A 12,035-nucleotide genomic window follows, 5' to 3' on the forward strand; every position below is an offset into this window, starting at 1 on the left:
GAGGTGGCGGAAGCGGTCGTTCGATCTGCATGGGCCGCAGTCTCCTGCCGCCACCGGCGGCAGGAGACCTGGCCGAATGCGATCATCCGATCTTGGTCAGGTCGGCCCGCACCGGTAGAAGCCGCGGTAGCCGACACTGAGGCCCTGGTCGAGCTTGAACACGAGCTCCGCCTTCTGGCGCCAGTCGGCATCCTCGCCAAGCATCCGCAGAGACAGGGTGGTGCCGGGAGCGGAAAACTCCGCCGTCCCCTCCTCCGGCTCGCCGGTGACATCGAGACTGACGAGGATCCCGTTGAGTTTCATGGCTGCAGTATCCCCCTTCTGCGCGGCCCATAGGACTGGGTCCGACTCCGGGCTGCGATTGAAGGTGCATCGCTCCGCAGCATCGAGCACCTGGTCGGCCTCGGCCTCAGGCATCGGCGCGAGGTCGAGCTTGGCGATCAGGGTGTTCGCGAGGGCGTCTTCTACCGTGCCTGGCGCGGCCGGCGGATCCTTGTAGATGCTCTCCACGACATTGCCCTTTGAAACCTCCGCGATGAGATACTGCATCTCGGCAATTTCCCGTCGCTGCGCTTCGATGATTTCATCGGCCAGCTTGCGAACCCGCGGATCCCGGATCTGCGAGCGCTCGGACGTCATGACCGCAATCGAGTGGTGCGGAATCATCGCGCGCATGTAGCTCGGGCCGGACACGGTCACCTGGCTGCGGACGAGCCATAGCGAAAGCGCGAAGACGATCGTTGCGCCCGCAAAAATCGCGACATTCAGCCCTTTGTTGGAATACATCCCGAGCATGTAGGCGAGCATGATGACGGCCATGCTGGCCCCCATCAGGATCGCCATGTAGGTCCGCGTCTCTGAAAAGAAGAGGTGCTCCCATGCGTACGTGTTCACGTACATCAGGACGAACATCACCATCGTGGAGGTGAGGATCATCAGGCCGAAGCGGACGTAGGACATGTGCGGATTTCCCTGATCTCTTAGGGCCGAGATGGTGCCGTTTCGCTGGCTGGCTCCCCTGTGGCCCGAGGCCGTTCTGCCTGGTCCCGAGGAGCGGCGCTCAATCGCTCGAACTCTTCGGCCGTCAGCCCCGGGAGGACGCTCACGAAGGCAGTGAGAGCCGTGATCTCCTCCGGCGAGTGGTGTTCGCCGAAAGCCGGCATGCCCGTCATCTTGATGCCGTTGCTGACGATCCAGTGGATCTCTTCCGGCTTCCACTCGGTGGCGGCCTCGGTCAGGTGCGGAGGCTCAGGCCGCATTCCTCGCGACCATTCCTCGGGTTCACCGCCCGGGATGCCGTGGCAGTGGGCACAGCTCTCCGCATAATGCCGCGCGCCGGCGGCGATGACCTCTTCGGCGAACTTTTCAGGAAGCTCGACCTCGCCCGCCCGGCTGGAGATCGACCGGCGCATGGTCGTGTCGAACGTCCACCTGACCGCATCGAAGTGCTGGTCGGAGGCGGCGACGTTGTAGACGCCGGTATAGGCGACGGTGAGCCATCCTGCGATCGCCACCAGGACGGCCCCGACGATGCCCAGCGCGAGACCCGCTCCAAAGCTCTTCATGAGTTTCGTCTCTCTCTCGTACCGGAATCTTTAGGGCAGCGCCCCCTCGGCAGCGGGCGGATACCCGACGGGAGTATGGCGAGAACGCACCTTTAGCTTCGGGGTTCCTCGAAACCGGAGGCTGGCGTCGGTCATTTCCGAAGCCCCGGCGAAACAGCAGCATGAAAATGAGAGAACGCAAGCAACCCGCCCTCCAACGCCTGGCCAGGCTCGAAGGCCAGGTGCGTGGTGTTACACGGATGATCGAGGAAGACCGCTATTGCGTGGATATTCTCAATCAGACGATGGCCGTCCGCTCCGCCCTGGCTCAAGTCGAGGTTCTGATCCTTCAGGACCACGCGGACGAGTGCGTCGAGCAGGCCATCGCGTCGAGCGATCTGGAGGCCCAGCGGCAGAAATTCCGCGAACTCGTGGGCATCTTCGAGAAAGTCTGCGGATAGCCGACCTGCCACAGCAGGTGGTAAAGGCAGGTCGAGTGCGGGAAGATCCACGACACCGGCTGTCTGGCGCCCGACCGGAGTGTTTCGATGCGAGTGGCAGTTTTCGAGACCGAGGAATGGGAGCACGAGGCGTGCCTGCGGCTCGAGCCGCGGCATGCGGTGCAGTGCGTCCGGGAGCCGCTCGACCGCCGGACGGTCACCGGCTTCTCAGAGGCCGAGATCATAAGCCCTTTCGTTCACTCGCGGGTCGATGCGGCCGTGCTGGCCGAACTGCCGCACGTCGGGATGATCGCCACACGATCGACCGGCTACGACCACATCGATCTCGACTGGTGCCGGGACCATGGGATCGTCGTCTGCAACGTGCCCGATTACGGGGATTCGACTGTGGCGGAACACGCTTTCGCCCTGCTCCTTTCGGTTTCCCGAAAGATCGTGGACGCGGTCGATCGAACCCGTCACGGCAATTTCTCCCATAGCGGCCTTCGCGGCTTCGAGCTCAAGGGGCACACCATTGGTGTGGTGGGCACAGGGCGCATCGGCCGCCGCGTCATCGAGATCGCCCGCGGCTTCGGCATGAAGGTGCTGGCTTACGACCTTCGTCCAGACCAGGCTGTCGCCGACCGGCTGGGCTTCGAATACGCGCATCTCGATGAAGTCCTTCGACAGGCGGACGTGCTCACGCTCCATATTCCTGCCAGTCCCGGAGCAGAGGCTCTCTTGTCCGACCGCGAATTCTCGCTGATGAGGCAGGGCGCCATCCTCATCAACACGGCGCGCGGAAACGTAGTCGATATCCCCGCCCTCGTCCGGGCTCTCGCGGACGGGAAACTTGGAGCAGCCGGCCTGGACGTCCTGCCCGAGGAGCCCCTCATTCGCGAAGAGGCGGAGATATTCCGGACAGACGGCCCTTCGCAGGAGAGGAACCTGAGGGCGCTCGTGGCGAACCACGTGCTCCTGCGGTTTCCGAACGTGATCGTGACCCCGCACAATGCCTACAATACCGAATCCGCCGTCCACCGGATCATCGAGACGACGATCCGGAACATCGAGGCGTTCGCAGCGGGCGAACAGATGAATGTCGTCCGGAATGACTGATCCGGTGCCGGTAGCGCGTACGCCCGAGCATGTTTGGTCAGGCGTGCACTCCCTGGACCAAGCGGCACCGCAGAGCTTCAGGGTCGGCCGGGGAGAGCCCTTGCCGCTGGGGGTGCACGAGTGCTGCGACGGCCTAAACGTTTCAACCTTCAGCCGGCACGCCAGCGCCGTCTGGTTGCTCCTCTTCGAGCGACAAACGGACCTCGCGCCGTGCAAGGCCATTCCCCTCGACCCGCCACATCATCGGACGGGAGATGTCTGGCACGTGCGCCTCTCCGGCTCCCTGCCCGGCCGATACTATGTTTTCCGGGCGGAGGGCCCATGGTCCCCTGCCGACGGTCACCGCTATGACGTCAGGCGCCCCCTCCTGGACCCGTATGCCGGGGCCATCTGCAGCCTCGAGCCGGATGGAAGACGGCCGCATGTCCCCGACGACGGCTCCGCGAAGCGCAGAGAGAGCGAGCTCCGCGGCGTGCTCACCGGGCATACCTGGGATTGGCAGGACACCTCCCCGCCGCGGCACGCCTGGCGCGACACGATCATTTACGAAGCCCACGTTCGCGGCCTGACGATCCATCCATCGTCCGGCGTGCGGAATCCCGGCCAGTATCGCGGGATCATCGAGAAGATACCGTACTTCCAGGCTCTGGGCGTGACGGCGCTCGAGCTCATGCCGGTGCAATCGTTCGACCGAAGCGGAAACGGCAGGAGGAATCCGCAGACCGGAGAGGAACTCCAGAACTACTGGGGCTACAACCCGATCGCCCTGTTTGCGCCCATGGCGGACTACGCCGGCGACGTCCCTCCGGGAGACGAAGCTGCCTCGTTCAAGCTGATGGTCCGCGAACTGCATCGCGCCGGCATCGAAGTCATCCTCGACGTCGTGTTCAACCACACGGCCGAGGGCAATGAGAACGGCCCGACCTACAGCTTCCGGGGCCTCGACAATGCGATCTACTACATGCTCGGGAGCCGCGGCGAGTACCTCGACTACACAGGGTGCGGCAACACGCTGAACTGCAACCATCCCGTGGTCCGGAGCATGATCGTGGACTGCCTGCGCCACTGGGTCATTCACTACCACGTCGACGGCTTCAGGTTCGATCTCGCTTCGGTGCTGGGACGGGATGAGGAAGGCCGTCTCCTGCCCAACCCTCCCCTGCTCGAACAGATCGCCGAGGATCCGATCCTCAGGGACGTAAAGCTCATAGCCGAAGCTTGGGACGCGGGCGGAGCCTTTCAGGTGGGAAGCTTCCCCGGACAGCGATGGGCGGAGTGGAACTGCCACTTCCGTGACCATGTCCGCCGCTTCTGGCGCGGCGACGCCGGCATGACGGGCGCGTTCGCCTCGCGTCTGTCGGGCAGCAGCGACCTCTATCAGCACGGCGGCGAGAGCCCGGTGAACAGCGTCAACTTCATTACCAGTCACGACGGCTTCACGCTGAACGACCTCGTCTCCTACTCCCGGAAGAACAACGAGGCGAACGGCGAGGACAACAGGGACGGCACGGACCAGAACTACAGCGAGAACAACGGATGCGAGGGACCCAGTACCGACCCGGAAGTGGAGGCGGCGCGGCTACGGCAGATCAAGAACATGCTCGCCACGCTCTTGCTCTCGCGAGGCATCCCGATGCTCCTCGGAGGCGACGAGTTCCGCAGGACGCAACTGGGCAACAACAACGCATACTGCCAGGACAACGAGACCTCCTGGTACGACTGGACGCTGGCCGAACGGAATTCCGGGCTTCTGCGGTTCGTCCGCCGCGTGGTTGCCCTTCGCAAGGCGCACCCGGTGCTACGGTCGGAGCACTTCTACTCACCCTCCGAGCTCACATGGTTCGGGCGAGACGGGGGATTACCGGCCTGGCAGGGTTCAGAGAACAGGCTCGGCTGTATGGTCGAGGCGGGGGACGGTCATCTCTGCCTGCTCTTCAACGCAACTCGGGACATCTGTCGGTTCGTGCTGCCACGAGGGGCGAATGGCGAGTGGACTGTCTTGCTGGATACATCCATGGAGGCACCCGACGACGCACCGGAGACCGGTCCCGCGGTTCCAGGAGGTGGAGCAGACGGTTTGCTGCTGAACAGCCGGAGCCTTGTGGTGTTGGAATCCCGCTAACCTTGTCGCTCCCCGAGGACATCTGGCCATGTCCACCCGTCGCTTTCCACGAAGGCCTTGAGATGACGCCGCTCGCGGTGGAGTACCAGGCGCGAGGGCTCGACGAGAGCCTCGTCTGCGAGGGGAAGTCCCTCGCGGCGCAGCGCCTCGAGATCGGGAAGCGAAGGCTCCTCGGCCGAGGCTTTGATGTGCGTGCTTTCGAGGGTCTGAAGAAATGAGGCGATGGCGAGCGAGCATCGCCTCATCGGCAGCTCCCGCGGCCGGTTCTCCTGCGGCACCCTCTCCTGGACAATTCGAAGAGCCTCGCTGAACGCCGCCAGCCGGACGGGAAGCGCGCTTGCGGCTTGCGGACTATGGAAATAGTGCAGCACGGGATAGGCGAGATGCTGCTGTCCCTGGTGCAGAATGGGAGAGACGAGTTCGCTCGCCACTTGCTCCAGATCGAAGCGGCTACCGTCCCAGCAGTTTCGCAGGATTGCGCTCGGGGAACTTCCGACGGTATCGATCGCAAGGGCGATCTGACGTCGCTCCGTCGCGGCCGAGACGATGGGGACGAAGTAGGTCACCGCCATCGTGAGCACGAGCAATCCGTTGCCTGCGCAGAGCGCGGTCAGGATCCGCCAGGTATCGCCGTCCGGGCGAAAGTCGCCGAGTCCCAGCGTGAAAAGCGTATAGCCGGCGAAGTAGACGATCTCGAGAGTGTCGGCCGGCGTCCCGTCCGACGCCGAAACAAGCGGAACCTCTGCCCCCAGAAAAACGAGCGACCAGCCTGCCCAGAGCCCGAGAATCCAGAGGGTGGCGATGCTCGCGAGGATCGCCATGCCGCCGTAGGCGAGCAAGTTGTGGGAAGTCCACCGGCGGTGCCACCAGAGGAAAAGCGTCCACAGGCGCGATCCCGCCAACGACGTCACCGGACCGGCGCCGCGTGTGGTGAGCGCCGTGACGAGGACGTCCCCGACGGTCGCGAAGATCAGCAGGGCTCCCAGAAGCGAAAGGAGAACCATCGAAACCTCATGCATGCAGGACAGATCCGGCGCGAGAGTCTGCCGGAACTCGCCGGCGGCGATGGGCCAACGATGGCTCCTCGCGCGTTCAGCCGGGACATCCGGGACTGTACCACGACCGTCGCCCGAACGACGGCGGATCTCCATTGTTCCCGACAGGCTCAGTTAAAGCCCTGCCGTACAAGTTGGCCGTTCGCACCAACTCAGGAAGCAGCCGAACACGTGGTGACGACGCTGTTGCACCGAGCCGCGCTTTCCTTCGTTGACGCACCTCAACAACCGACCGTCCTGTCTCTGGTAGAAGGCTGCATCATCCACTTGCAGATCATGGCCACGCCGCACCCTGCGGGCCTTTTGGAGACGGTCATGGAGCACTTCTATCAAGCCGGCGCCTGGGGGATCGCCGCGATCGTGATCGTCGCGGTGTCGTGGACCTTCTACCGATATTTCGCGCCTCGTGGCTGGCGCGAATGGACGGTTTCGGGCCTGGTCCAGGCCTTCATCGTGTCGCTCTACGCCGAGATGTACGGCTTCCCCCTCACGATTTATCTGCTCGTGCGCTTCACAGGCCTCGACCGTGACTATGTGAGTGCCAATCTCTGGTCGACGCTGCTGGGCGTCGGCGAACTCGGCATGCTGATCGCAATGCTGGCCGGATACGCCCTCGTGATCGTCGGCTTCGGTCTTTTCGCACAGGGCTGGCGGGAGGTGTATCGCGCTCGCAAGGAACACCGCCTTGCGACCAACGGCCTCTACTCGATCGTTCGTCACCCGCAATACACGGGGCTTTTCCTTGCCCTTTTCGGCGAGGGCGTGATCCATTGGCCGACGTTGTTTTCGATCGTTCTCTTCCCGGTCATCGTCGTAGCCTACGCAATACAGGCCAGACGCGAGGAGCGGCGCATGCTCGCTGAATTCGGCGACCAATATCGCATCTACATGGCTCGGACGCCTATGTTCGTTCCCGGGCGGGGGCAGTGGGGGTCGCTCGCCACGACCGGATAGAAGGTCGTCCTTCGTTCGGCGCACCAGGTCGTTCATGTGTCTCGCCGGCAGATGGCTCGAGACGAGTCGAAGTCGAGGCCGGCGACGCACTGAACCGCGCCGGGTTTTCCGGAGACCGACTGGTTTGAGTCCTACGCGGCGATCGGCACGACCTCAAGCTGCGCATGGTAGGCGGCTTCCGCCTCGGCGGGCGGGATGTTGCCGATCGGCTCGAGCAGCCGGCGGTTGTTGAACCAGTCCACCCATTCGAGTGTGGCGAACTCGACGGCTTCGAGGTTCCGCCGCGGACCGCGCCGGTGGATCACCTCGGCCTTGAAGAGACCGTTGATCGTCTCGGCGAGTGCGTTGTCATACGAGTCCCCGACGCTGCCGACCGAGGGCTCGATACCGGCCTCGGCCAGACGCTCGGTGTAGCGAATGCTGACGTATTGCGATCCTCTGTCGCTGTGGTGCACGAGCCCGGTGGCGGCGAAGGGCCGCCGGTCGTGAAGCGCCTGCTCCAGGGCGTCGAGAACGAAGTCGGCGTGCGCCGTCCGCGAGACGCGCCAGCCGACGATCCGGCGGGCGAAGGTGTCGATGACGTCAGCGCAAATGCGCAGCATTTGTCGCAACGCGACGTAGACGAAGCCCCGCCATGTGGCGACATATGTGAAGTCGCTGACCCACAGGGCGTTCGGCCGGAGCGCCTGGAACTGCCGGTTCACCCGGTCGAGCGGACAGGACGTGGCCTTGTCGCTGATCGTCGTCTTAACCGGCTTGCCGCGAACGACGCCGTTCAGGCCCATGCGTCTCATCAGCCTGGCGACCGTGCAGCGGGCGACGTCGATGCCCTCGCGTTTCATCTGGCGCCAGACCTTGCGAACGCCATAGACACCGAAGTTTGCCTCGAAGACGCGGCGGATCTCGTTGCAGAGATCAGCGTCGCGGTGGTCCCGGCTGGCCTGCGAGAGGGATCCCGCTTGCGAGCGGCGTGCTCGTGATAGGTCGACGGGGCGATCTACAGGACCCGGCAGATCGGCTCGACCCCATAGACATCACGATGATCGTCGATGAACGTCGATGAACGCCGTCATCGTTTGAATGGGCGGTCGAGCTCCGCCGTCGCAAAATACGCCGACGCCTTGCGCAGGATCTCGTTGGCCTGACGCAACTCGCGGACTTCGCGCTCGAGAGCCTTGATCCGGTCGCGCTCCTCGCTCGTCTGCCCGGGCCGAGCACCCTGATCGCGTTCGGCCTGGCGAACCCACTTGCGGAGCGTTTCGCCCGAACAGCCGATCTTGCCCGCGATGGATGAAATCGCCTCCCACTGCGACGCGTGCTCGCCCCGATGCTCCCGCACCATCCGGACGGCCCGCTCCCGGACTTCCGGCGAATATCTCTTCGATGTCGTCTTCGTCATGATGACCCCATTCTCTCAGGAATTGAGGTCTCCGGGAAACCCGGGGCGGTTCACCGCTGCGATACCGGCCTCCGCCGCCTCTACCCGCCCTTCCGCGTCGCGCCCCTGTTCTCCGCTTGCCCGAGACGTTGAACCGCAGATCGGCCGCCTGCCTCGACCGATCACAACAGCCGGCGCCGCACCACCTCGCGCCAGGCATGGAGTCGGATCCGCCCAAGGGGAGCCTCAGCTCCTGCCGACGCAGCGGGAAAGCCCGAAAGGCTGCATCAACCGTTCGGCGGTAGAGATCCTGTTGTCTCAGCGATCTTCGCCACACGGTCTCCACGCCAGGCAGTCGGACGCAGCGAATGCTCCACCTTATTTCGAACGCCCTCGATTTCTTCGTGCTCCCATCCAATCTCATCGCGTTCGGCGGGCTGCTCGCGTTGATCTTGCTTCTAATCGGATGGCGGCGCATCGGCAGATCGCTTGCGGCGCTGTCGATTGTCTCGTTGGCTCTCATTGGCTGGTCACCGCTCGCGCCCTGGACACTGAAGATGCTCGAGGATCGGTTTCCGCAGGCGCGGAACGACGGACCGGTTGCGGGCATCGTCATGCTGGGCGGCGCCGTGAACGTCCATATCAGCGAAGACAGAGGGGCCCCTGCCCTCAACGACGCCGGCGAGCGTGTGGCCGCCGTTGCGATACTGGCGCGGCGACACCCTGATGCACGCATCATCCTCTCGGGAGGCGCCAGCGAGGGTCACGGCAGTCGTTCGATGACGGAATCGGCGCTCGCACGGGACCTGCTGATCGCGATGGACGTTCGGGAGGACAAGATCACGCTGGAGGAGCGCTCGGCGGACACGTGCGAGAACGCGGAGGAGAGCACTGCTCTTGCGGAGCCGAAGCCGGGCGAAACCTGGCTGCTGGTCACCTCCGCCAGTCACATGCCCCGCTCGATGGCCTGCTTCCGAGCAGCAGGCTTCGGCGTGCTTCCCTACCCCGTCGATTACCGCACGCGGGATGCCAGGATGATGTCAGTCGCGGAAGGAGTATCCGCGTTCGACCTCGCGACACACGAATGGATCGGGCTTGCCGCCTACCGTGTGACCGGTCGGACCAAGGAGCTGTTCCCGGCCCCTTAGTTCGTTGGCCTCAGGCCCGTGGATGCGCCGGCTGCGGCATCCACGGGCTACGTGTCGGCAGCACCCGGTGTCGTGACGTCCGCTACCGTGGGGCGCATCAAAGGCAATGGCGAAGCTCCTCGCGACGATCTCAGATTGGGATCGATGGGGAACCCACCGCCCACTACTCCGCCCACATCGTCGACCGGACGATCGGTGGGAAGACGCCGATTTCGTCCTGGACATCCTTCACGCCTGGCACGCTGCGGGCGGCCACGCCGGCAGCCTCCTTCTCCTGCCTGGTGTTGACGCCGCCCCAGAGATGCACGACGCCGTTCGTCACCACCGCGCTCACGAAGGCGGTGTCGACGCCAGCCTCACCGAGCGCCCGGTCGACAGCCCTCTTCAGCTCGCGGTCGTCCACAGTGGGGCTCTCGCCGGCCTTTCGGGAGACGATGCCGCGAAGCAGGTCCGCCCGACTGACGATCCCGACGAGCTTGGCATCCCGCAGGACCGGCACGCGCTTGATCCGGTGACGCTCGAGCTCGGCGGCGACCTCCTCGAGGCTCGCCTCCTCGTCCACTGTCACCACGTTGCGCGTCATCACCTCGCGCGCCAGCATGCCATGCGACTTGATGAAGTCGGCCGGCCGCTCGGCACGTGTCGTGAAGAGATCGAGCCACCATGAGGGATGCCGCTCGGTGCCCGTCTCCGGTCGCCGCATCAGGTCGCCCTCGCTGACGATGCCCTGGACCTGCCCCGCCTCGTCGACGACGGGGACGGCGCTGATCCGCTTTTCCAGCAGCAGTTCGGCGATCTCGCGAACGGTGGTCGCCGGCGAAACCGTCACCACCGGCCTCTGCATGACGTCCTTGACCTGCATCGGTCCTCTCCCTTGCTACATGCGGGCGACGGCAGGCGCCGCCGGAACCCTCCACGAGGATCCCAGCGGCACCCGTCGCTTGCGGGCGTTCTTCCCTGGTCTTCAGGGAAGGGCGACCATCTGGTGTCCCTCGCCGTCGATGCCGATGGAGTTCCGCGGAGCGAGGCTCGCCTGGTCGACGACCCACACCTTCGGCTCGTCGCGGCTCGACACGTAAAGCTTGCCCGAGCCTGGGATGACGGTCAGGTGGTAGGGCGCGGGAGCGAGTGGAGCGCTGCGCATTTCTCCGGACTCGACGTCCACGGCGACGACCTTGTCCTCGCTCTTGGCGCTGACGAAGAGCGTGGCGCCGTCGTCGGACAGGTCGAGGCCGTGAAGCTCGCCGCCGATCTCGTAGGTGCGATCCTCGCCGTCCTTTTCGAGGGAGAGAGCCGTGACGAGGCCGGCGACGACGTTCGCGACATAGAGCCTACCTCCGTCCGGTGCCATCGCGAGGTGCTCCGGCGAATCCCCAGCCATTAGGTTCCGGCGCACGATCCAGCTCTCCGTGTCGATCTCGCTGACGGTCCCGTTCCCGCTGTTCGAGACATAGACCCGCGAGCCGTCGGGGCTGAAGGCCGCGTAGTTCGGCATCGGCCCCGTGCGCACCAGCGACAGGACCTTCCTCTTCGGCAGGTCGACGATGCTGACGCCGTCTTCGCCGGGATGCGTCGCCACCGCGTATCGCCCGTCCGGCGAGACCGCCACGTGATGGACGGCCCCGGAAACCTCGAGCTTCGCCACCGGAGAGCCGTCGGCGGCGCTCACGATGGTAAGGAGACTTATCGAGCCGTCGCCCTCCTGCATGGTCGCTTTGCCGCCGCCGTGATGGGCGGCGTGCTCGTCCTCGGCCATGCCCTGCGGCTTCTCGACCGTCTCGTTGCGCGACGTCTCGGCGAGACTTCCCGCCACCAGATACGGCGAACCGGGAGAGCCGCCGAGGCCGTGGATTTCCGGGAGTCCCGAGATCGTCTGCACCACCTTGTCCGTCTCGCTGTCCACCACCAGCACTTGGCCGGCGCTTCCCTCCGGGATGTAGACGGTCGCGGCCTGCGCGGCGGCAATCATCGTGAACGACAGAACCTGTGCGCCGATAACGGCGCTGCCCATGCACTTCATGATCTTACCTTTCGAACCTTGAATCTCTTCACCTTCGATGGGCGGCGGGATCGACCGCCCTGTGCGACCGCGCCGCCACGCGCCACTCCCTTGGGCTGCGGACCATGAGGAGGCGAAGGAATCGCCCCGTCCGCACGAGGGGAGCGCCCGGCCTACGCGCGTGGCGGCGCGGTCGGCGGTGAAAGATCCAGTCCTTCCGCACGCCCCGAGCCGGGCAAACTCGGCACGAAAGGCGACGGCCGGGCCGCCCGCAGG

General features: G+C 64.9%; 10 protein-coding genes, 1 pseudogene and 1 other annotated feature. Of the genes and pseudogenes, 5 read left to right on the plus strand and 6 right to left on the minus strand.

Going from position 1 to position 12,035, the window contains the following annotated elements:
• Positions 1-96: 96 nt before the first annotated feature.
• Together N177_RS00210 and N177_RS00215 are read right to left on the minus strand one after the other, a co-directional pair.
• Positions 97-960: a DUF305 domain-containing protein gene (locus tag N177_RS00210; protein WP_023430199.1), complete on the minus strand. Its 864-nt coding sequence runs from the start codon at positions 958-960 to the stop codon at positions 97-99.
• 20 nt (positions 961-980) lie between these two features.
• Entirely contained in the window at positions 981-1,565 is a 585-nt protein-coding gene (locus N177_RS00215; RefSeq protein WP_023430200.1) for a c-type cytochrome, read from the minus strand.
• Between the two features lie 161 nt (positions 1,566-1,726).
• On the opposite strand from N177_RS00215, the gene N177_RS00220 reads away from it, so the two are divergent.
• The 3 genes from N177_RS00220 (at position 1,727) to glgX (ending at position 5,225) form a co-directional block, all read left to right on the plus strand.
• Positions 1,727-2,005, plus strand: coding sequence for a metal-sensitive transcriptional regulator (locus N177_RS00220; RefSeq protein WP_244444211.1), 279 nt, complete (start codon positions 1,727-1,729; stop codon positions 2,003-2,005).
• Between the two features lie 87 nt (positions 2,006-2,092).
• The gene (locus tag N177_RS00225) at positions 2,093-3,103 is read left to right on the plus strand and encodes a hydroxyacid dehydrogenase (protein ID WP_023430202.1); all 1,011 of its coding nucleotides are present in this window, start codon (positions 2,093-2,095) and stop codon (positions 3,101-3,103) included.
• Entirely contained in the window at positions 3,096-5,225 is a 2,130-nt protein-coding gene (gene glgX / locus N177_RS00230) for a glycogen debranching protein GlgX (RefSeq protein ID WP_152527799.1), read from the plus strand. The genes N177_RS00225 and glgX overlap by 8 nt, the downstream gene beginning before the upstream one ends.
• Here the strand turns inward: glgX and N177_RS00235 are convergent.
• Positions 5,222-6,229, minus strand: a complete 1,008-nt coding sequence (locus tag N177_RS00235; protein WP_023430204.1) for a potassium channel family protein — start codon at positions 6,227-6,229, stop codon at positions 5,222-5,224. The two genes, glgX and N177_RS00235, sit on opposite strands and share 4 nt — an antisense overlap.
• Before the next feature lie 222 nt (positions 6,230-6,451).
• Between N177_RS00235 and N177_RS00240 the strand changes: the two genes are divergently transcribed.
• Positions 6,452-7,234: a methyltransferase family protein gene (locus tag N177_RS00240; RefSeq protein ID WP_023430205.1), complete on the plus strand. Its 783-nt coding sequence runs from the start codon at positions 6,452-6,454 to the stop codon at positions 7,232-7,234.
• A gap of 131 nt (positions 7,235-7,365) precedes the next feature.
• Here N177_RS00240 and N177_RS00245 read toward each other — a convergent pair.
• Positions 7,366-8,633 (minus strand): annotated as a pseudogene (locus N177_RS00245) (IS3 family transposase).
• Positions 8,223-8,349, minus strand: a sequence feature (AL1L pseudoknot). Its footprint overlaps the pseudogene before it by 127 nt.
• A gap of 347 nt (positions 8,634-8,980) precedes the next feature.
• On the opposite strand from N177_RS00245, the gene N177_RS00255 reads away from it, so the two are divergent.
• Positions 8,981-9,760, plus strand: a complete 780-nt coding sequence (locus N177_RS00255; protein ID WP_040484850.1) for a YdcF family protein — start codon at positions 8,981-8,983, stop codon at positions 9,758-9,760.
• 163 nt (positions 9,761-9,923) lie between these two features.
• Here N177_RS00255 and N177_RS00260 read toward each other — a convergent pair whose 3' ends face one another.
• Positions 9,924-10,622, minus strand: a complete 699-nt coding sequence (locus N177_RS00260; RefSeq protein ID WP_023430209.1) for a CBS domain-containing protein — start codon at positions 10,620-10,622, stop codon at positions 9,924-9,926.
• A gap of 102 nt (positions 10,623-10,724) precedes the next feature.
• Positions 10,725-11,771, minus strand: a complete 1,047-nt coding sequence (locus N177_RS00265) for a YncE family protein (protein WP_023430210.1) — start codon at positions 11,769-11,771, stop codon at positions 10,725-10,727.
• Between the last annotated feature and the right edge of the window lie 264 nt (positions 11,772-12,035).

The organism is Lutibaculum baratangense AMV1 (genome assembly GCF_000496075.1).
Classification (GTDB): domain Bacteria; phylum Pseudomonadota; class Alphaproteobacteria; order Rhizobiales; family Tepidamorphaceae; genus Lutibaculum; species Lutibaculum baratangense.